Origin of the sequence: Phyllobacterium myrsinacearum (genome assembly GCF_002980555.1) — a bacterium.
GTDB classification, from domain to species: domain Bacteria; phylum Pseudomonadota; class Alphaproteobacteria; order Rhizobiales; family Rhizobiaceae; genus Phyllobacterium; species Phyllobacterium myrsinacearum.
Genome location: NZ_PVBT01000008.1, coordinates 271,905 through 292,070, shown reverse-complemented (window position 1 = coordinate 292,070; position 20,166 = coordinate 271,905). Strand labels below are relative to the sequence as shown.

General features: G+C 60.1%; 23 protein-coding genes. 10 read left to right on the top strand and 13 right to left on the bottom strand.

All coding sequences use genetic code 11. From position 1 onward, the window contains the following. Window positions 1-217 precede the first annotated feature (217 nt). Window positions 218-2,323 (top strand): S9 family peptidase, encoded by a 2,106-nt coding sequence (locus tag C5750_RS23410; protein WP_105737289.1) that lies wholly within the window; start codon window positions 218-220, stop codon window positions 2,321-2,323. A 103-nt stretch (window positions 2,324-2,426) separates the two neighbouring features. On the opposite strand, the gene C5750_RS23405 is transcribed toward C5750_RS23410, so the two are convergent. After that, the gene (locus C5750_RS23405; protein WP_105737288.1) at window positions 2,427-2,759 is read right to left on the bottom strand and encodes a hypothetical protein; all 333 of its coding nucleotides are present in this window, start codon (window positions 2,757-2,759) and stop codon (window positions 2,427-2,429) included. Between the two features lie 43 nt (window positions 2,760-2,802). After that, complete coding sequence (locus tag C5750_RS23400) at window positions 2,803-3,273, bottom strand: hypothetical protein (protein ID WP_105737286.1); 471 nt, start codon at window positions 3,271-3,273, stop codon at window positions 2,803-2,805. A 184-nt stretch (window positions 3,274-3,457) separates the two neighbouring features. On the opposite strand from C5750_RS23400, the gene C5750_RS23395 reads away from it, so the two are divergent. Further along, a complete protein-coding gene (locus C5750_RS23395; protein ID WP_105737284.1) occupies window positions 3,458-3,796 on the top strand; it encodes a metallophosphoesterase in 339 nt (112 codons plus the stop codon). Between the two features lie 2 nt (window positions 3,797-3,798). Here the strand turns inward: C5750_RS23395 and C5750_RS23390 are convergent, their stop codons facing one another. Continuing rightward, window positions 3,799-4,902 (bottom strand): FAD-dependent oxidoreductase, encoded by a 1,104-nt coding sequence (locus C5750_RS23390; RefSeq protein ID WP_105737282.1) that lies wholly within the window; start codon window positions 4,900-4,902, stop codon window positions 3,799-3,801. Between the two features lie 73 nt (window positions 4,903-4,975). On the opposite strand from C5750_RS23390, the gene C5750_RS23385 reads away from it, so the two are divergent. Next, the gene (locus C5750_RS23385) at window positions 4,976-5,422 is read left to right on the top strand and encodes a MarR family winged helix-turn-helix transcriptional regulator (RefSeq protein ID WP_105737280.1); all 447 of its coding nucleotides are present in this window, start codon (window positions 4,976-4,978) and stop codon (window positions 5,420-5,422) included. A gap of 18 nt (window positions 5,423-5,440) precedes the next feature. Here the strand turns inward: C5750_RS23385 and C5750_RS23380 are convergent, their stop codons facing one another. The 5 genes from C5750_RS23380 to ampC form a co-directional block, all read right to left on the bottom strand. Continuing rightward, on the bottom strand, window positions 5,441-6,409 hold the full coding sequence (locus C5750_RS23380; protein WP_105737278.1) for an aliphatic sulfonate ABC transporter substrate-binding protein: 969 nt from the start codon (window positions 6,407-6,409) through the stop codon (window positions 5,441-5,443). 182 nt (window positions 6,410-6,591) lie between these two features. Then, window positions 6,592-7,515: a cytochrome c gene (locus C5750_RS23375; protein WP_105737276.1), complete on the bottom strand. Its 924-nt coding sequence runs from the start codon at window positions 7,513-7,515 to the stop codon at window positions 6,592-6,594. Window positions 7,516-7,536: 21 nt separating this feature from the next. Further along, window positions 7,537-7,989: a c-type cytochrome gene (locus C5750_RS23370; protein ID WP_105737274.1), complete on the bottom strand. Its 453-nt coding sequence runs from the start codon at window positions 7,987-7,989 to the stop codon at window positions 7,537-7,539. A 171-nt stretch (window positions 7,990-8,160) separates the two neighbouring features. After that, on the bottom strand, window positions 8,161-8,502 hold the full coding sequence (locus tag C5750_RS26420; RefSeq protein WP_130502127.1) for a hypothetical protein: 342 nt from the start codon (window positions 8,500-8,502) through the stop codon (window positions 8,161-8,163). Between the two features lie 217 nt (window positions 8,503-8,719). Next, window positions 8,720-9,898 carry a class C beta-lactamase gene (gene ampC, locus C5750_RS23360; RefSeq protein ID WP_105737270.1) on the bottom strand — a complete coding sequence of 393 codons (1,179 nt, stop codon included), beginning with the start codon at window positions 9,896-9,898 and terminating at the stop codon, window positions 8,720-8,722. Window positions 9,899-10,122: 224 nt separating this feature from the next. On the opposite strand from ampC, the gene C5750_RS23355 reads away from it, so the two are divergent. Continuing rightward, window positions 10,123-10,992: a LysR family transcriptional regulator gene (locus tag C5750_RS23355; protein WP_105737268.1), complete on the top strand. Its 870-nt coding sequence runs from the start codon at window positions 10,123-10,125 to the stop codon at window positions 10,990-10,992. Here the strand turns inward: C5750_RS23355 and C5750_RS23350 are convergent, their stop codons facing one another. Beyond that, the gene (locus C5750_RS23350) at window positions 10,993-11,466 is read right to left on the bottom strand and encodes an SRPBCC family protein (RefSeq protein ID WP_105737266.1); all 474 of its coding nucleotides are present in this window, start codon (window positions 11,464-11,466) and stop codon (window positions 10,993-10,995) included. Between the two features lie 193 nt (window positions 11,467-11,659). Here C5750_RS23350 and C5750_RS23345 point away from each other — a divergent pair, with 193 nt between their 5' ends. The 5 genes from C5750_RS23345 (at window position 11,660) to C5750_RS23320 (ending at window position 15,031) form a co-directional block, all read left to right on the top strand. Further along, window positions 11,660-12,544, top strand: coding sequence for a carbon-nitrogen hydrolase family protein (locus C5750_RS23345; protein WP_158531292.1), 885 nt, complete (start codon window positions 11,660-11,662; stop codon window positions 12,542-12,544). A 178-nt stretch (window positions 12,545-12,722) separates the two neighbouring features. Then, window positions 12,723-13,391 carry an Abi family protein gene (locus C5750_RS26415; protein ID WP_110003314.1) on the top strand — a complete coding sequence of 223 codons (669 nt, stop codon included), beginning with the start codon at window positions 12,723-12,725 and terminating at the stop codon, window positions 13,389-13,391. Window positions 13,392-13,452: 61 nt separating this feature from the next. Further along, complete coding sequence (locus C5750_RS23330) at window positions 13,453-14,145, top strand: helix-turn-helix transcriptional regulator (protein WP_105737258.1); 693 nt, start codon at window positions 13,453-13,455, stop codon at window positions 14,143-14,145. A gap of 68 nt (window positions 14,146-14,213) precedes the next feature. Further along, window positions 14,214-14,600 (top strand): VOC family protein, encoded by a 387-nt coding sequence (locus C5750_RS23325; RefSeq protein WP_105737256.1) that lies wholly within the window; start codon window positions 14,214-14,216, stop codon window positions 14,598-14,600. Next, window positions 14,597-15,031 carry an EVE domain-containing protein gene (locus C5750_RS23320; protein WP_105737254.1) on the top strand — a complete coding sequence of 145 codons (435 nt, stop codon included), beginning with the start codon at window positions 14,597-14,599 and terminating at the stop codon, window positions 15,029-15,031. The genes C5750_RS23325 and C5750_RS23320 overlap by 4 nt, the downstream gene beginning before the upstream one ends. 3 nt (window positions 15,032-15,034) lie before the next feature. On the opposite strand, the gene C5750_RS23315 is transcribed toward C5750_RS23320, so the two are convergent. Next, window positions 15,035-16,318, bottom strand: coding sequence for an MFS transporter (locus tag C5750_RS23315; RefSeq protein ID WP_105737252.1), 1,284 nt, complete (start codon window positions 16,316-16,318; stop codon window positions 15,035-15,037). Window positions 16,319-16,453: 135 nt separating this feature from the next. On the opposite strand from C5750_RS23315, the gene C5750_RS23310 reads away from it, so the two are divergent. After that, window positions 16,454-16,897 carry a winged helix-turn-helix transcriptional regulator gene (locus tag C5750_RS23310; RefSeq protein ID WP_105737250.1) on the top strand — a complete coding sequence of 148 codons (444 nt, stop codon included), beginning with the start codon at window positions 16,454-16,456 and terminating at the stop codon, window positions 16,895-16,897. Between the two features lie 224 nt (window positions 16,898-17,121). Here C5750_RS23310 and C5750_RS23305 read toward each other — a convergent pair whose 3' ends face one another. The 3 genes from C5750_RS23305 to C5750_RS23295 form a co-directional block, all read right to left on the bottom strand. After that, a complete protein-coding gene (locus tag C5750_RS23305) occupies window positions 17,122-17,721 on the bottom strand; it encodes a superoxide dismutase (RefSeq protein ID WP_105737248.1) in 600 nt (199 codons plus the stop codon). 437 nt (window positions 17,722-18,158) lie between these two features. Next, a complete protein-coding gene (locus C5750_RS23300) occupies window positions 18,159-19,037 on the bottom strand; it encodes a branched-chain amino acid aminotransferase (protein WP_105737246.1) in 879 nt (292 codons plus the stop codon). A gap of 383 nt (window positions 19,038-19,420) precedes the next feature. After that, a complete protein-coding gene (locus C5750_RS23295) occupies window positions 19,421-20,128 on the bottom strand; it encodes a L,D-transpeptidase (RefSeq protein ID WP_105737374.1) in 708 nt (235 codons plus the stop codon). Window positions 20,129-20,166: the final 38 nt, after the last annotated feature.

Below are 20,166 nucleotides of genomic sequence, written 5' to 3'. Positions count from 1 at the left end.
GACCGGCAATATTGTTGCAGACGCCGCGCAATAGTATTCACAGATGAACCGATGGATTTGCTCTATCGGCGCGTCCCGTGCAAGGCCCGTTGCGGAGAGGCGCAGGATTGACGAATCCCGCACAGATGTGATTGTCATCAGTGTCTCCGGCAAAGTCTGACATTGTTCCGTCGCAAAGACGTTAGAGCCTTTCCATCCACTGTACTGAGAGTATTTCATGACCAAAACATCGCGTTTCGCCACTCTCCCCGCTCCGCAATCGGCCAAACATCCGGTATCGGACACGCGCCACGGCATCACCCGTGTCGACAACTACGCCTGGATGCGGGCCGATAACTGGCAGGAGGTGTTCAGGGACCCGGCCGTGCTCGATCCGGCCATCCGCAGCCACCTTGAAGCGGAAAACGCCTATCAGACGGCGCTGATGGCCGACACGAAGGCGCTGCAGAGCACTCTGTTCGACGAGATGAAGGGGCGGATCAAGGAAGACGATTCGTCCGTGCCGTCGAAGGACGGACCCTATGCCTATGGCACATCCTACAAGACCGGCGGCCAGCATCCGCGCTTCTTCCGCATACCGCGTGACGGCGGCGCGGAGACGATGCTGCTGGACGGCGACCTCGAGGGCGAAGGCAAGGCCTATTTCAGCCTGGGTTCTGCCGATCATTCGCCGGATCACGCCAAGATGATCTGGGGTTTCGATGACATGGGCTCCGAGTTCTACACGCTGCGGGTGCGCGATCTGACGACGCTGGCCGATGCGGCCGACGTGGTCACCGAAACATCGGGCGATGGCGTATGGAATGCCCAGTCAACCGGCTTTTATTACACGAAGGTGGACGCCAACCATCGCCCGTCGCGCCTGTTCTACCACGTGCTTGGCCAGCCGGAGAGCGCAGACCGCCTGATCAAGGAGGAAACGGATCCCGGCTTTTTCATGGGGGTCAGCGGCAGTTCACTCGACGACTTCATCTTCATCGACTGCCACGATCACGAGACGTCGGAAGTCTGGCTGCTCGATGCCAGGGATGCCGCATCAGCGCCAAGACTTGTTGCGGCGCGCCAGTCCGGCGTGGAATACAGCATGACCGAAGGCGGCGATGTCTTTTACATCCTCACCAACATCGATGGTGCCAAGGATTTCAAGATCATGAGCACGCCGGTCACTGCGCCGGAACCGGCCAACTGGACCGAGGTGGTAGCACACAAGCCGGGCCGCCTGCTGCTCGGCCATGGTGCCTACAGGGATTATCTGGTCTGGCTGGAACGGGAAAACGGCCTGCCGCGCATCATGATCCACGACCGCCATACGGGCGAGGAACACGCCATCGCCTTTGACGAAGAGGCCTATTCCCTTGGCCTGCAGGGAAGTCCCGAATATGACAGCGAGGTCATCCGCTTCTCCTATTCGTCGATGACCACGCCGTCGCAGCTCTATGACTACAATATGCGCACGCGCGAGCGCACGCTGCTGAAAACCCAGGAAGTGCCCTCCGGCCACAATCCCGATGACTATGTCACACGGCGGCTGCTGGCTCCGGCGGCGGACGGCGAGACGGTGCCGGTTTCCATCGTCTATCACCGCGATACGAAACTCGACGGGTCTGCGCCCTGCCTGCTCTATGGCTATGGCTCCTACGGCTCGACCATGTCGGCAAGTTTCAGCACCACCCGCCTGTCGCTTGTCGATCGCGGTTTCATCTATGCCCTCGCCCATATTCGCGGCGGCAAGGACAAGGGCTATGCCTGGTATGAGAATGGCAAGCGCCTGCACAAGAAGAACACGTTTGGCGACTTCATTGCGGTCGCCCGCCATCTTGCGGCAGAAGGTTTTACCAGCCCGCAAGGCACCATTGCCCATGGCGGTTCGGCCGGGGGGCTGCTGATGGGCGCCGTTGCCAACATGGCGCCGGAGGCCTTTGGCGGGATCATCGCCGAAGTGCCGTTCGTCGATGTCATCAACACGATGCTGGACGATACCTTGCCGCTCACCCCGCCGGAATGGACCGAATGGGGCAATCCGATTACCTCGCCGACGGACTATGCCTACATGGCGTCCTATTCGCCCTATGACAATGTCCGGGCGCAGGCCTATCCGCCAATCCTGGCGGTTGCCGGGCTGACCGATCCGCGCGTCACCTACTGGGAGCCGGCCAAATGGGTGGCCAAACTGCGTGAGCTCAAGACCGACGCCCATCCCGTGCTGTTCCGCATCAACATGGATGCCGGGCATGCGGGCGCCTCCGGCCGCTTCTCCCATCTGGAGGAAGTCGCCTATGTCTATGCCTATGCCCTCAAGCTCGTGGACAAGACCGCCGCCTGACTGCATGACGCGCCGTCGTCCCCGCCGCCCGTTGACACCAGCGGGCGGCCAAAAAGGACCGTCTCCGGCGTTTTGGACCGCGGCTCCATGGCAACTGGTCAAATCATACGTCGCACACCGATATGATGCGCCCCTGCACATCAATCAGATAGGTCTTCGATTTTGACAGTGGAAACTGCGGATTGAGGAGAAAATATCGCCCGCCCTTGACCTCGACCTTCTCAAGAGTGTCGCTGATATCCTTTTCCGGCAGGAAACCGATGATATAGCCCGCAGGATAAGTCTCGAGAATCTGGTCGCCAGCACCAAGCTTTCGCCCCCCAAGGGACCACAAGACATAGGGCAGCAAACCCGCATTGGCATTCGCGCACAGCGGCGTGAAAAGCGCGGCGGCAGCGTCGCTCAATTTGATATTTTTCGAAATACCGGAGGTCACTCTTCTGTCCTTTCATCCTTACGGGCTGTTAAATCTGCATTATTCAATCGATCGGTCCGTAACCCGGAAGATAATTCGAGGGACATTTTTCCCCACGCGTAACAATATGAACAAATCGGTTGTTGTCCGGCCAACTCTGGTAGGTACAAAGGGTACTCGGCCCCATATCGTAGATCTCGATTAAATAGGGAGGGAGAAAAGCGAACCGTTCTGCATCGTCAAGCCGTGCTCCAAGACGCCCACCCTCGATGCCATCAATATTGCCATCCGTCCACTGGCCACCATCAGGATTCCCAGAGGGAACGCGGGGCTGATCCGGGCTATATTTTCGCCAAGCCTTCACCGCTTCACATAATCTCAGCTGAGCTCTAGACAGCGCAGTATCGATCTCGTTTTGCCGATAAGCACGGCTTAATTCTTCTAAATTTTTAAGATTCGAAAGTTTGTGCTGAACCGCTCGAGCTCTTATATGCCACTCCAGGTCATAGAGGTAATTAGGAGTTTGATGTTTCATGAATACAATCCCTTAAAGGGATAATATTCCTATTAACCATTCCTGCCGTCAATTCGACTTTAGTCGCGCAGATGTGTTTGCCGCTGCGTGGGGTCACGGTTACAGCCGCCGCGGTTTCCGCTATAAAGGCAGGAAGCGCGCGTGGCGAAGCAATGTCAGACCTGATTCACTGCGGAGGTTTACGATGAAACGAAGTGTTCTTGTCCTGATGCTCGGGGCTGCCCTGGCAGCCCAGCCCCTGTTTCCGGGTGCTGACATGACCGGGGCCCAGGCGGCCGTTCGCAAGAATGTCAGCGAATTTGCCGGGCAGCGCTGCAACAACCCGCCGCGCGGGTCGGGTGTGATTGTCGGCCGCTATTCCGGCACGACCGACAATCCGATCATTTCCATGGGCGGCGACAATGTGCCGGTGTCCGATTTTCGCTGCTTCCGCACCATGGAAGAATGCCGCGGCTGGCTCTACACCATGCGCAGCAAATATGTCGACGGCAACTCCGTGCTGATCGGATGCGACAGGCGCTGAGTTCAGGCCACGCCGCTGATCCGCTTCATCGTTGCTTCCAGACTGTCCTCGGCAAAACCGGCCGCCATCGCCTGCATCGCCTCGCCCGCGGCCGTCGCGGCCCGTTCCCACATCAAGGCTTCGTACGCCCGCACGGCGATGGTCCGGTCCTCATCTCCCGTCAAGGCGTCGGCGAGATCGGCGGCATCGCGCAGCGCCAGATTGCCGCCCACGCCCGCCGGCGGCATGACATGAGCCGCATCGCCGATGAGTGTAACACCCGCGCGGCTCTGCCAGCGATGCCCGACGGGCAGCGCGCAAATCGGCCAGGGCCGCACCGTATCCTTTGCCGCGTCAAAGAGCTGCAGCAGGCTCCCGTCCCAGCCGGCGAACTGCGCGGCGAGGCTTTCCTTCGTCGCCTCGAACCCCGGCCTCTCCTCGCCCGGCAGCGCCGCATAGACCCGGATATGCGCATTGGCGTTGCGCTGCGCAAAGATCGACTTGCCATCGCCCTTGGCAATCATTGTGCCGCGCCCGACCAGCGCCGCGATGCCGGGATGCCGGGTATCGGCATCGTCGATCGCGAGTTCATAGAGGGTCAGTCCGATATGCCTGGGCTTTGCATCCGAGACCAGAAGCCGCACCTTTGACCACGCCCCATCCGCTCCGGCGACAAAATCATGCCGGGCGACGGACCCGTTTTCAAAACGCAGCTCGAACGTGCCATCATCGCGTGGCACGGCTTGCGTCAAACGGCAGCCCCAGCGAACACTGTCTGCAGGAATGGACTGCAAAAGCAGGTCTCTCAATTGGCTGCGGTCAATCTCCGGGCGGTCCCCATCGGAGGCATCGTCCTGATACACAAGCAGGCCGTGCTTGTCATAAAGCCGGGTGCCCTGGTCTTCGTAGCGTGCAAAATGCTGGAACTCGGCAAACAGCCCGGCCCGCTTCATGGCATATTGCCCGGTTCCGGGGTGCAGATCGAGCATGCCGCCCTGCCCGCGATGCACGGGCGATTCATCCCGCTCATAAACGGTGAAGGCGACGCCCTTCAGATACAACATACGCGCCAGCAACAGCCCGCCGGGCCCGCCGCCGACAATGGCGACAGATGATTTCTTTGACATTTTCAAGCTCTCACTGATAAGTTACATAGGACCCTATTATTATATCATAGGGTCCTATGCAAGGAGAATTGCCATGCCCGGTCCAGACCCGAGACAAACCCCGTCTTTCCTCATCAAGCAGGCGGCACGCGAATTGATGCGCCGGGGCGAGGAAAAGCTGCGGCCGCTCGGCCTCGGTGCGGCCTATCTGCCGGTACTGGTCGCGGTGAAGAATGGCGAAGCATCGACGCAGGCCGATCTGGCCCGGCTGCTGCAGGTAGAACAGCCGTCCATGGCCCAGGCGCTGGCCCGGATGGAACGCGACGGGTTCATTCAGCGCAAGGCCGACCCGGCGCATCGACGGAGCCAGATCATCGAGCTGACCGCGCTCGCCTTCGAGCGCCTGCCGCAGGCCTATGCGGCCCTGAACGAGGGCAATATTCTGGCCATGACGGGTTTTTCCACCGGCGAGGCGGCGCAGTTCGTGGCCTTTCTCAATCGCGTCAATGCCAATCTGCGCAACGGGGATAGCCAGCCCTGATTTCCCCGTCTGGAAAGCTCAGGAGGGCCTGCCCTTCCAGACGATATCGCTGACATTGAGTTTTCTGGGAATGATCTTCAGCGCATAAAACTCATCCGCCAGCGCCTGCTGATAGGCAACGGCCTCGGGTGTGACTGTCGTCACATCGCCCAGACGGACACCCTCGCGTGTCAGCGTGATTCTCTGGATATCCTCGGGCACGCCGGTGATCTTCGACAGGGCAATGACCGTTTCATCGAGATTGTCCTGTGCCGCCCGGCCAACCCGCGCCAGTTCGTCCAGCACGTCGCTGAGGATATCGCCATGCGCGGCGGCGAAATCGCCATTGCTGAGAAAATAGGACCAGCTGTCGACGATTCCCCGGCCTGTCGCCAGAATCCGGGTTTCGGGGCGTTTTTCGGCGACCGCCAGATAGGGGTCCCAGATCGACCATGCATCGATCTGGCCGGAGGAAAAGGCCGCCGCCGCATCCGGCGGCGACAGGTCCGACGCCGTGATGTCATTCACCGACAGGCCGACGCTGCGCAAGGCCTTGACCGTAAAATTGTGCGCGCTTGAGCCACGCTTGAAGGCAATGCGTTTGCCCTTGAGATCGGCAAGGCCATTGACCGGCGAATCCTTGCGCACGAGAATGGCCGATCCGTCCGGCGATCCCCTGTAGGTGCCGGCGTAGAGCAGATTGCCGCCGGCGGCTTGCGCAAAGAGCGGCGGCACATCGCCGGTCGGGCCGAAGTCAACCGCGCCGGCACCCAGCGCCTCAAGCAGCGGCGGCCCGGAGGAGAATTCGGCCCAGCTCACGGCAATGCCGCGCGCTTCAAAGCGGTTCTCCAGCGCGCCCGTCCCTTTGGCCAGGGCCAGGACACCGTTCTTCTGCCAGCCGATGCGCAATGCTTTGAGCGGCGGCGTGGCCGCGCGGCCGGAGAGCGGCACGAGCGCGGTCATAGCTGCCGCCCCCATCAGCGAAAGAGTCTGTCTGCGGGTAACCATCAATGCCGTCCTTTCCATCTCCTGGGGCTGCCGCTGGCAAGCACCTCACAGGCAAGGATGGGGTAAACGGGAAACCCGATCGACGTCATAAATATTGAACAATGGGCCGGATCGGGAAAATCGTGCTCCACCAAGCCGGATGAAACGGAATCGTTTGGCCGGAGATAGCGCAGGGCGCGGCTTCAGGGCGCGGCAAAACCCCTTGGATGGGCAGGAATGGCTTTCAGGTAAGCGGCGATCGCCGCCCGGTCGGCTGGCTCCAGATGCGCCATGTTCAGCACAACGTCGGTCATGGACCCGCCGAGCGAGTCGAAATCCGGTGTGAACCCGCTTTCCAGCGCGTAGGCGATATCTTTCTCAGACCAGCTGCCGATACCGCCCTCGCCGCCGGTGATATTGGGGACGACCCCCTTGCCTTCGGGCGCCTTTGCGCCCGCCAGCCAGCGGCTCTTGTCCACCCCGCCGATGGCGTTGCGCGGCGTATGGCATTCGCCGCAATGGCCGGGGCCTTCCACCAGATACTGGCCGCGTTTGATCGCGTCGCTCGCCCCGGCAACGGTCAGAACCGGATCCGATGACAGATAGAGCCGTTTCCACAGCCCCAATCCCCGGCGCACGCTGTAGGGGAAACGCAGCCGGTGATCCGCCGCCACATTGTCCGATGGCGGCAGCGTTTTCAGATAGGCATAGAGATCGGCGATATCCTGCACCTGCATGCGCGCATAGGAGGTATAGGGAAAGGCGGGATAATAGTGCCTGCCATCCGGCGATACTCCGGCAAGCATGGCATTGGCCAAGTCCTCGAACGACCATGAGCCGATGCCCTTGGCGGAGGGGGAAATGTTGGGGGTCACGAAGGTGCCGAACGGCGTGACCAGCTCGTGGCCGCCTGCCAGCACCAGGCGTGCATCGCCGCTGGCACCCGGCGCGGCATGGCAGGAGGCGCAGCCTCCCGCCCAGAATACCCGTTCACCGCGCCCGGCATCGCCGGGAGCCGCCGCGGCAAGCCGTGCCGGATCAACCCGCGACGGCGCCGACAGGAACCAGAATCCGGCCGCCCCGCCCAGGGCAGCCACAATGACGAGCAGCAGCAGCTTGCGGATCATTGGCTCCCCCGGCCTGTCCGGTCAGTTCTTCTTGATGCGGTAGGTCTGGTGACAGGCGCCGCAATTCTGCGAGACCTGCGCGAAGGCAAGCTTGAAGCTGGCAAGGTCCTGCGGCTTGGCGGCGGCCGCTGCTGCGGCATCGGCCTTGTACTTGTTGACAGCGGCGGTGAAGCCCGCATTGTCTTCCCAGATTTTCGGCGAAGCGGTGGTCTCGCCGCCGGTTTCAGTGCCGGCCGGGAACAGGGCTGCCGGATCGATCTTCTGCGCGTCCTCGTTCAGCTTGCTGAGCGCCGCCAGCACCGCGGCCGCATCAAACGGCTTTTCGCCCTTTGCAATGGGGGCGAGACTGCCGACGGCCTTGCCCTGATCCTTCATCAGCGCCTGCCGGTCCGCAATCGGATCGGCGCCTGCGGCAGCCGAGAACACTGCAATGGCCAGCACGGGCGCCGCAGCGAATGCAATCAGTCGTTTCATGGATGTCTCCAACTCTCGTGGCTTCAAGACTCTGTGGCTTCAAGGGTTTTCACGGGCACTCTAGAGTAAACCTTCCCGATTGCACCCGCGTCATACGATCACATTTTCGTATGACAGAGATTGGGTCGCATGCGAAAAACCCCGGCTTTTGGCCGGGGTTTTGTCTGTGCGTCAGATACGGCGCCATCTGCGATCATGGCGATGATGCCAGTACGGGCGATCCCAGCGGCGGTCATAGCGATGATAGTAGCGGCGATCCCAACGACGGTCCCAACGGCGATCATAGCGGTGACGCCAATGCGGGCGATCCCAGCGGCGATCGTACCGATGCCAGCGGCGGTCGTAGCGGCGATCATAATAGTCACGATAATACTGAACGCGCTGCACATTGCTGTTTGCAGCCGCTGGCCCTGTTGCGGTGATGGGCTTTTCGACAGTCAGCGGGGCGGCGGACACCGGTCCGGCTGCTCCGATGGCTCCGATCGACATCACGACGGCAAAAAGAGCTGACATCAACTTTTTCATAGTGCCTCCAGTGAAATGCGCCCTGAGTGAACGTGCATTTCGACATATTAAGTCCCTAGAGAATAGACTTAAGTCTAATCCCATGAACCAGAGATGAATAATCAATATGGCGCAGCAATGGCACGGGGGGCGCGGCCGATCACATATGGAAACCGGCCGTGCGAATATGTGAAAGCACGCTTCGCACGGCCTGACGCGGGGTCCTCTATTCGCTCGCGCCGTCGTTTGCGTCCAGCCGTGTCAGTATCTGATAGGCCATGCGGATGCGCTCGGCGTTGGGATAGTATTTGTTCGCCAGAATGACGATGCCGAACTGCTTCTTCGGCACAAAGGCGACATAGCCGCCGAACCCGTTGGTGGAACCCGTCTTGTTGATCAAAACATCGTCGCGGGCCGGTTGCGGCGGCGTCAGTGCGCTCACCGGCGTCGGCTTGAGCATGTCGGGAGAGTTGCCGCGCAGCAGCGTGTTCAGATCAACCGGATAGGCATACTGTTCCCAGATCAGGTCCTGCGTCATCGCGCCGGCCTTGAAGTAGCCCGTATGCGTATCGGCGATCGCCCGCTGCAGCTTGCCTTCCAGCTTGGCCAGTTTCATGTTCGCTTCGATGAAACGGATAAGGTCGGTGCTCGTGGTTTTCACGCCATAGGCTTCCGCGGAAAGAACAGCCTTGCTCACCCGGACCGGGACGTCCTTCGCCGTATAGCCCTGGGCGTAATCCGCCATTTTGGTGCCCGGTACGTCGATATACGTGCTCTTCAGGCCAAGGGCCGGAAACAGCTGGCCTTCCATCAATGCGGCGAAATCCCGGTTCATTGCCTTTGCCGTGATGTAACCCAGCATGCCAATGCTGGGATTGGCATAGGTCCGGTAGGTCCCGGCGGCATAGGCCGGCTTCCAGTTCTGCAGATAGGTCATCAGCTGGCCGTCATTCTTCACCTCCGCGGGAACCTGTATGGGAAAGCCGCCCGGCGTATGGGTGCCAAGGTGCATCAGGCTGACATTGCCGAACGCCGTATCCCGCATGGATGGCAGATATTTGCTGGTCTTGTCGGACAGGGAAAGCTGGCCGCCCGCCTGCGCATAGGCCGCCAGCGTGACCACGAATGTCTTGCTGATCGACCCGATCTCGAACAGCGTCTGCGCATTGACCGGCTTGCCGGTCTCCCGGGAAGAAACGCCGTAGTCAAACAGATAGGGCTTTCCCTTGATCGTGATGGCGACGGCCATTCCGGGAATATTGTATTTTTCCATAATCGGCCGGATTGCCGCGTCCACGACGGCCCTGACTGTCGCCGCCGGTTTGCCGGCCGCGTGACCGATGGTGGCTGGTGCACAGGCGGCAAGCAGAATGGAGACCAGAACTCTGGTGGCTTTCGGTAGCATTTCTTTGACTTCCTTTGCTGGTTCGGCATTGCGGACGGGTTTGCGACCGGCGGGAATTGCGTGCCGGTTCGAAACCCCGCAGGTGCTGGTCAGGGAGATTGCCAGCCATAAGACCGGCTTCCGCTCCGCGCCGCAGACCTGCTGAGCCGCATCTATCTAACCGGCTGGGAAGCCCTGTCAAAACATGATATCTCGGGGCAGACATAAGAAAAATTAGGGCACACATGGTTCGGCCATTTCTCCCCCTCAACGGCCTCAGAGCCTTTGAAGCTTCCGCGCGGCATTTGAGTTTCACCCGCGCGGCCATCGAATTGTGCGTGACGCAGGCGGCGGTCAGCCAACAGGTGAAAAGCCTGGAAATGCGCCTCGGAGTGCCGCTTTTCCTGCGCCTTCCGCGCGGCCTGAAGATAACGGCGGAAGGCGAAGCGCTATTGCCCGTGGTGACAGGCTCCTTCGACCGGATGGCCGATACGCTCGACCGGATCGAAGGCGGGCAGGTCCGCGAGCTGCTGCTTCTGGGGGCGGTCGGCACATTCGCCGTCGGCTGGCTCCTGCCAAGACTGCCGGATTTCCAGCGGCAATTTCCCTTTATCGAGGTCCGGCTGTCGACCAATAATAATCGCGTCGACATGGCGGCGGAAGGGCTGGATTTTGCCATCCGGTTTGGCAACGGCGCCTGGCACGGCACGGATGCGACCCGCCTGTTCGAAGCGCCGCTTTCTCCGCTGTGCGTGCCGCAGCTGGCCGAGACGCTGCTGGAGCCCGCCGATCTCGCCAGTCACACTCTGCTCAGAAGCTACCGCATGGATGAGTGGAACAACTGGTTCGCCGCGGCCAACGTTCCCGCCTCGCCGCAATTGAACAAAGCCATCGTGTTTGACTCGTCCCTGGCCATGATGGAAGCCGCCCTGCAGGGGATCGGCGTTGCTCTCGCACCGCCGATGATGTTTTCACGCCACCTGGCCGCAGGCGCCATTGAGCAGCCGTTCCAGACCTCGATCTCGCTGGGAAGCTACTGGCTGACGCGGCTGCAATCGCGCACGCCGACGCCAGCCATGACCGCCTTTGCCGAATGGATCGTTTCAGCGCCCTGATCAGACCGGTGCGCCCTGGTTTTTCAATGCCTCTCCGAGATTGTCGAGCATGGCGCTCCAGCCGGCCTGGCGGTATTCCGGCTTGTCTTCATCATCAAGAAAGGCCGCCTGTTCGGTGAGGACAAGGCGGCAGCCTTTGCCTGCCGGCGCAAGGTCGACGGTCACGATGCTGCTGGAAATGGGTGTCGTTTCGCGTCTCATCGTGCCTGCGGAAATGATCCGTTCGTTCGGCACGATATCCTGATAGGAACCGGTGCTGATATAGGTTTCACCACCGGTCTTGCCGAAACGGAAGACTTCACCGCCGCCGACACGAAAATCGAAGTGATCATAGGCCATGTGCCAGTCATCACCCATGGCGTTCCAGCGCAAAAGCGCCTCGACGCTGGACCAGGCGGCAAAGACGCGCTCCGGCGAGGCATCATAGGTGCGCTCGACCCTGATGGTCGCATGGTTGACGGAACGTACAGTCATGGCTTCCTCCGTTGTATCGTTTCATTAAGTGAATACTTAAGTATCATGCGATTGCCGGCGATGCAACCAATACTTAATTGATGACTTAACCATTTTGCCACCCGAAATGTCCGCTCCGCGTCCATCGCGCCGGTTCTTGCATTGGCGGCAATCGGGTAAACTCCGTGGTGCTGGTGAGTCGAAGGAAGAGCCCGTGAAGAAAAAACGCGCCGACCACGTCTGGGATGTCCCGCCTTCCGCGCGCGGCAGGCCTGCCCGGCTGACTGTTGCCACCTGCCAGTTCCCCGTTTCGCATGACATCAACGCCAATCTGACCCACATGCTCGATCTCATCGCCCGCACCGCCTCTGCCGGTGCTGACGTCGTGCATTTTCCCGAATGCGCCCTCTCCGGCTATGGCGCGGCGACATGGCCATCCTGGGATGAGTTCGAATGGGCAACGCTCAACGCCGCCATGGACAGGATTGCCGGGGCGGCCCGCGCCCACGCGATCTGGATCGTTACGGGTTCGGTGCATTGGGATCATGCGCACACCCGGCCCACCAATGCGCTGTTCGTGTTTGACGATACGGGCGCGATTGCCGGGCGCTATGACAAGCGGCGCTGCTCGATCAACGATCTGCGCGCCTTTGCCCCGGGCGACACACCGCTCAGCCTTGATATCAAGGGCGTGCGCTGCGGCTTTCTCATTTGCCTTGACTGGGCCTTTCCCGAACTCTGGCAGGAACATGCCGGCAAGGTCGAACTGGTTTTCCATTCCTGCTACACGGACAATGTATCGCGCGACCGGATCGAGGCTCACACGATCCAGCCGCTGATCCAGGGCTATGCCTGGCTTTACCAATATGCCGTCAGTTCATCCAATTCATGCCGCCCGCAGCAGAATTTCCCCAGCTTCTGGATCGAGCGCACCGGTCACCACGGCGGCAGCGCGGCGCGGGACGAAACCGGTTTCATCCTGAATATGCTGACCGACGATCCGGAACTCGACGCCTTTTGCCAGCGAGTGCTGGAATTCCGGCGTTCGGCCAGCGACGGCAGCCTCTATGCGCCCTATCTGGAAGCCAACAAGGCCTAGCGTGGCTACGACCAAAATCCTATAGCTTCCCGGCGTTCAATATGCAGATTTGAAAGGCCTGAAAAGATGAAGGCGGCGCCTTCCGGCCCGCCCTCCTTTTTGTCTGCAGCAGATTTACGCTCGGCGCAGTGATCACATCCGCAGCCCACACTCGAAATTTAAGATAGGGTGGAAAGGAATGCAATATCCGTTTTCGTGCCTGCCAGCCGTCCATTCCGATATCGAAAGCACCCTGTCTCCTGCCCGTCTCACTCGTTATATGCCAGCCGCCGGCGGTGACCGGCATCTGGCACTCAGACTCTATATCTGGAACGCACGTCTTTGCGAATCCTTGTACCTGCCGATGCAATTCGCGGAAGTTGCTGCGCGTAACGCCATTCAAAAGCCGGTCGTCGGACGATTTCACAGCCGCTGGTACGAGAATCCCCGGTTCATCCATCTTCTTCCGGCGCGAATGAAGGATGAGTTGATCGATACCGTGCGAAGGGAGAGAAAGAAGCATGCCGCAATGCTCAGCCAGGACCACATTGTCGCCGGTTTGTCACTGGGCTTTTGGGTCTCTCTCATGACCGCCGCCTACGACAAGCAGTTGTGGGCAGATGGGGTCAAGGCTGCATTTCCGCATGCGGGTCCACGAGAAAACCGTGAATATATCCGTGCCCGTCTGGATAGCATGCGGCGCTTCCGCAATGACATTGCCCATCACGCAGCAATTTTCGACCGTTCTCCGCAAAAAGAATTTCAGAACATGATCCACATCACCGGCCTTGTATGCGCCAACACCTGCTGGCTTTCAAAACAACTGTCCAGATTGCAGAACGTCATCAACGAACGGCCGAGACTCTGAATTCGCAACCACTGCCAAAATATGGCATGATGTGACAATGCAACCCCGCAGGTGAGCAACCGTGTCCCGATCCCAGCGCCTTCTCGACCTGATCCAGACCATGCGCCGCTATCGCCGTCCGGTCAGCGGCAAGGTGCTGGCGGAGGAGACCGGCATCAGCATCCGCACGCTCTATCGTGACATCGCCACCCTGCAGGCGCAGGGCGCCCATATCGAGGGCGAGCCCGGCATCGGCTATGTGCTGCGCCCCGGTTTCATGTTGCCGCCCCTGATGTTTACCGAGGAGGAGATCGAAGCGCTGGTGCTCGGCTCGCGCTGGGTGGCCAAACAGCCGGACAACCGGCTTTCCACGGCGGCGCGCGATGCCCTCAACAAGATCGCAGCGGTGCTGCCGGATGATCTGCGCGACAGCGTCGATACCTCTGCCCTGCTCGTGGGTCCCGCAGAGGGACCGGCAAGCGATGGCATCGACCTCGCCGCCGTGCGCAAAGCAATCCGCAGCGAGCGCAAGCTCGATATCACCTACCGCGACGGCAATGGCAGTCCATCCAGCCGTCTGATCTGGCCCTTTGCGCTGGGTTTTTTCGACAAGGTGCGCGTCATCGTCGCCTGGTGCGAATTGCGCCAGGATTTCCGGCATTTCCGCACCGACCGACTGTCGCGGCTCGACGCAACGGACATTCGTTATCCCAGGCGGCGGCAGGTCCTTTTGAAGGAATGGCGCGAGACGCAAGGCATAGCCCAGCCAAGCTGACCGCTACTGCCAGAAACTGGCAGTATGCCGTTCTATGCTGCTCCCGTCACAAGCAGAGGAGACACATTATGGCCAACCCCAATCTCATGATTCTTTATGTTGCCAATGCACCCGCCAGCCGTGCTTTCTATGCGGGCCTGCTCAAGCGCGAACCGCTTGAAGAAACAGTCAATTTCGCCATGTTTGCGCTCGATTCCGGCCTGCTGCTCGGCATCTGGGCACACGATAAGGTTCAACCCGCCGTTGCCAGCATTGGTTCGGGCAGTGAACTCGTGTTCAGCGTGGATACGGACAGCGATGTCGAAGCAACCCATAAGGACTGGGCGGCACGCGGCCTGCCGATCGTTCAGGCGCCGGTGCACATGGATTTCGGCTACACCTTTGTCGCCCTCGATCCGGACGGCCACCGGTTGCGGATGTTTGCCGCTACCCCGGAACAGGGAACAGCGCAATGAACGGCCACTGGATCGCGGTTGCTTCGGCGGAACATGTCCGCCGCGGCCTGCAGGACGGCTTCATGCAGGTGTGCCATGGCAAGGAAGGCCCGCTGAAGCGCATCAAGCCCGGCGACGGTGTGATCTATTATTCACCGACCGAGATTTTGGGCGGCAAGGACCGGCTGCAGGCCTTCACCGCCATCGGCATGGTGCAGGCGGAAGATGCTTACCGCTTCGACATGGGCGAAGGATTCGTGCCATGGCGCCGCAACATCAGCTGGTTCGATGCGACGGAAGCGGAGATCCGCCCGCTGCTCGACAGGCTCAGCTTCACCAGCGGCAGGCAGAACTGGGGCTACCAGTTCCGCTTCGGCGTGCTTGCCATCAATCCGGAGGATTTTGATGTCATCGCCGGGGCCATGCATGCCCGCGTGCCGCATATGGCCTGATCGTCAATGCTGATCCATCGCACCGGCCGGCGTCAGGCGGCGGGTCAGCGCCCAGAATATCAGGGCCATGGTGCTGATGCCGGCACCGGCCAGAGTCACGCCCGCCCAGCCCGCATAGGCATAAATCAGCGTGGAACCGAGCGACCCCGCCGCACTGCCGATCGAATAGAAGATCATATAGCCCGCCGTCAGGCGGCTCTGTGCTTCCGGGCGCACGCGGTAGATCAGGCTCTGGTTGGAGACATGCACGGCCTGCAGGGCGAAATCGATGGTGATAACGCCGATGATCAGGAACCACAGCGACACCTGCATGAAAGCGACCGGTATCCACGACAGGAGCATGATGGCCAGGGCAATGCCCGTGGTACGCTGCGCATGACCCCGGTCGGCCCAGCGCCCTGCCCGCGAGGCCGCCAGGGCTCCGGCAGCACCGGCAAGACCGAACAGCCCGATTTCGGTATGCGACAGCGAAAAGGGCGGCGCGCTCAGCGGCAGCACCAGCGGCGTCAGCAGCATGGTGATGTCGGCGAAGATGAACATGGCAATGATGGCGCGGATGCGCAGCACCGGCTCTTCGACGAACAGGCGGAAAACCGATCCGATCAGCTTCGGATAGGCGATTTTCGTCCGCCGCACTTCGTTGCGCGGCAGGAAGTGGAACAGCAGCGCCGCAATGATCAGCGTCAGCACGGCGGAGACGGCATAGACCGAGCGCCAGCCCGCCAGATCGGCCATGCCGCCGGCAATGGTGCGGGCAAGCAGAATACCGATGACGATGCCGCTGGTGACGATCCCAACCACCTGCCCGCGCTCATGCGGCTTCGCCAGGCTGGCGGCATAGGCAACGAGCGCCTGCGTGACAACGGCAAACAGGCCGATGGCGGCCATCGCCACCAGCAAGGCCAGGGATGTCGGGGCGAAGCAAACCGCCAACAGCGCCAGTGCGGAGAGGATTGACTGGCCGGCAATCAGCCGGCGGCGGTCGATCAGATCGCCCAGCGGCACGATCAGCAGCAGGCCAAGCCCGTAACCGACCTGTGAAATCGAGACGATCATGCCGATGGTGGCATGGCTCATGCCAAAACTATCGGCCATGGCATCGAGCAGCGGCGGGGCAAAATAGACGTTCGCCACGGCCAGTCCGCAGGCAACGGCAAACAAAAGTGCCAGCGATCGGGAGAATTCTATGGCCTGCGACCCGCTGAAAGGCGTTTTTTCAGCAATTTCATCTGCATAGACCGCTTGTCCACCGCCAATGACCAGATTATCGTCCTGTTCAAGCTTCATCGCGTCCCTCTGCGAATTTGGTTGCAAATTAAAACCTGTTGCGTCATAGCTCCATTGGTTTTACATTGCAACCACCCTTCGCAGAGGGAACGATAAGATGGGCACTGCTCTGCGACCAAAAAAAGGGGGACTACAATGGTCAAGCGAACGAGCCACAAGGATGATCCATGCCCGGTGGCAAGGCCACTGGATGCGATAGGGGACTGGTGGTCACTGCTGATAATACGCGACGCGTTTGAGGGATCGCGGCGTTTCGGGGAATTCCAGAGAAGTCTTGGCCTGGCCAAGAATATTTTGTCGACGCGGCTGCGCAATCTCGTTGCCCACGACATTTTCACAATCGCACCCTGCGCCGACGGCAGCGCCTACAATGAATATGTGCTGACCGAGAAAGGCCGCGATCTCTTCCCGCTGCTTGTCGCCCTGCGGCAATGGGGTGAAGAATACTACTCCGACAGCTATCAGGCGAAGGTTCAACTGGTCGACCGCGAAACGGGTAAACCGGTGCGGCGGCTGGAGCTGCGCTCCGATGACGGGCGCCTGCTCGGGCCAGACGATACGGTGGTTGTCGGACACTAGATTTTCCTGCCCTCGCCTTGGCGGACACCTCCTTGCGGTGTTCGCCAGGGCTATGCCCACTATATGCAAATGAAAATCATTTGCAATAAGACTTGACGACAGCTGGATTATTCGTATTCTGTGATGGCGCTTGTAGGGACACTGGCTCCGGCTGGCCGGGCGGACAATATAAAAAGGCCCCATCCATGACGGGGCCCTTTCATCAACATCACGCGGGAAAAAGCTTATTTGGCTTTTTCATAGAGTTCGAGGACGTAATCCCAGTTGATGAGACTGTCGACAAAAGCTTCGAGGTATTTTGGACGGGCATTGCGGTAGTCGATGTAATAGGAGTGTTCCCATACGTCGACGCCGAGGATCGGCGTTGCGCCATGAACCAGCGGGTTTTCGCCGTTTGGTGTCTTGGAAATTTCAAGCTTGCCGTTCTTGACGGAGAGCCATGCCCAGCCGGAGCCGAACTGCGTGGTACCGGCAGCGATGAAATCGGTGCGGAACTTGTCGTAGCCGCCGAGATCCGAGTCAATGGCCTTTTCCAGAGCGCCCGGAAGCTTCTTGCCGCCGCCGTTCTTTTTCAGCCAATGCCAGAAATGCAGGTGGTTGTAATGCTGGCCGGCATTGTTGAAAAGGCCGGCATTCTTGCCATAGGACTGCTTGACGATCTCTTCAAGCGAGAGATTTTCAAGACCGGCTTCGGCAGCCAGTTTGTTGCCGTTGTCAACATAAGCCTTGTGGTGCTTGTCATGATGATATTCCAACGTCTCGCGCGACATGAAGGGGGCGAGCGCGTCGTAATCATACGGCAGTGCGGGCAGTTCGAAAGCCATGGAAGTCTCCTCTTCGATTCAATCTGTGATCGGGATTGGCACCGGGTGTTCCCCGTTGCGGGGTGATGGCCAATCCTGACAAAACCTGCGCTGTTTACATAGAGCCTTTCTCACCTAAATAGAATAGTTCTGCCGGAAAGAATTTGGTTCAAGGTCGAGGGGGTTGACGAGACCGATGTTTACCCATCGGGCGAAGTCAAACCCCGATGGATTTGAACCAAATTCATCCGGCCCTTCGGGTTTCCGGCTGGCGGACACCCACTTTGTCAGGCAGCTTCGTCCGATGGGTAAACATCGGCCTCGCTACCTTCCGCGTGGATTGTCTCGCCATCCGAGAAACAGAACTGTTTCTATTTAGGCGAGAAAGGCTCTCGGTCCGTATTTCCCCGGGGGCAATGCGGAATGGATCAATATTTCGGTTTGATCCGGTTTCAGCGTTAAATTTTCGGCGTGGAGTGGGCGAATTCCCAGTAGAGCTCCCTCGCCTTCTTGGTGATCGGACCCGGCTGAAGGTCGCGGCCTTCAATACGGGTAACGGGCACGACCTTCGAATGGTTCCCCGTGGAGAAAATCTCGTCGGCGTTGAGGAAATCCTGCACCGTCAGCGTCGCCTGCGTCGTGCGGAAACCGTAGTCGGCCAGCACGTCGATCGTGCGGGCGCGGGTGATGCCGGACAGGAACGTGCCATTGGGCGCGGGCGTGAAAATGTGCCCGTCCTTGACCATGAAAATGTTCGAGCTGCCGGTTTCGGCGACATTGCCCAGCATATCGAGCACCAGCGCATTGTCGAAACCGCGGGATTTGGCCTCGAGAATGGCGCGGCCATTGTTGGGGTAGAGGCAACCGGCCTTGGCGTTGGTCGGCATGGTCTCGAAGCTCGGGCGGCGGAAGGGTGAAACGGTGACGGAGAAGCCCGTGGGCTCCTGCATCGGCGATTCGTACAGGCTGAGACAGAAGCGGGTTGAATCGGGATCGGCAGGCACACCCATATAGCCGCCGTGCTCGGCCCAGTACATCGGCCGGATATAGACGGCGATCCGGCCATCGAATTTTTTCAACCCGTCGCGGGCGAGCCCGACGATGTCTTCCGCGCTCATGGTCGGCTGGAGACCAAGCGCGGCGGCGGAGGCATTCACCCGGGCGCAATGGCGGTCAAGATCGGGCGAGACGCCCTCAAACCAGCGCCCGCCGTCAAAAACCGTCGAGCCCAGCCACATGGCGTGGCTGCGCGGCCCGATCAGGGGCACGTTGCCCTCGTGCCAGTCACCGTCGACATAGGTCCAGGTGGTTGATTGCGCTGCTGTATTGACTGCCATGAGAGTGATTCCGTCGCTGAGAATAGGTCGCCTATCGAAGGGTTATTCGACCGCAAGGTCAATGGTTCAGACACTGCGGAACGCAAATTGCGACAAACGGACCGCCATAACCAGCACTTTTCCGCGTCAAACCAGGGCTTCTCATACTTTTGATGAATTGCACATCGGAATATCGCCGGTCCACTATGACACGGCAGCATTGAGCCGTTTGTCAGTTCCGGACTTCAAATGTTGTGAGAAAACGCACCGTATCATTTCCCCCCGCTCCCCTCAGGATACGGCTCCTTGGCGGACCCCTTGCCGGGTCTGCTTTTCTTTGGACGCATAGAAAAGGCCGGCAACCCTGGGGTTACCGGCCTTCCCATGCGGATAGAGGCGATGGATTACATCACCAGGATCGGCGTCTTGTTCGGCACGCGATCATAGAGATCGATAATGTCCTGGTTGATCAGGCGCACGCAGCCCGACGAAACCGCCTTGCCGATGGACCACCATTCCGGTGAGCCATGCAGACGGTAGAGCGTGTCCTGGCCGTTCTGGAAGATATAGAGGGCGCGGGCGCCGAGCGGATTGGTCAGGCCGGGCTGCATGCCGCCATTGCGGGCGCTGTACTGCACCAGCTCCGGCTGGCGGGCGACCATCTCATCCGGCGGAGTCCAGGTCGGCCAGTGGCGCTTCCACTGGATGACCGCGCGGCCGGACCAGGCAAAGCCTTCGCGGCCGATGCCGACACCGTAGCGGATCGCCTGACCGCCTTCGCGCACCAGATAGAGGAACTTGTTCTGGGTATCGACGACGATGGTGCCGGGCTGTTCGCCGGTCGGATCCTGCACGATCTGACGCAGATAGCGCTTGTTCATCCTCTTGATCGGAATCGCGGGCAGCTGATAGCCGTCGTCCTCGCGCGCCGCATACATGGCTTCGTAGGAGCCGAAAGCCGAATCGACATCCGCCTGCGGTGCAAGCGGCTGGCCGTTATCGTCGACCTTGATAACCGGCATATCCGGGATTGCGGCGCAACCGGCGAGGCCGGCGGCCGCTGTTGCGGTCAATGCAGTCAGGAAACCGCGGCGGGAAATCGTGTTTTGCATCATTGAACCAATTTAGCGGTGGGAGATGGGTTGTGAGA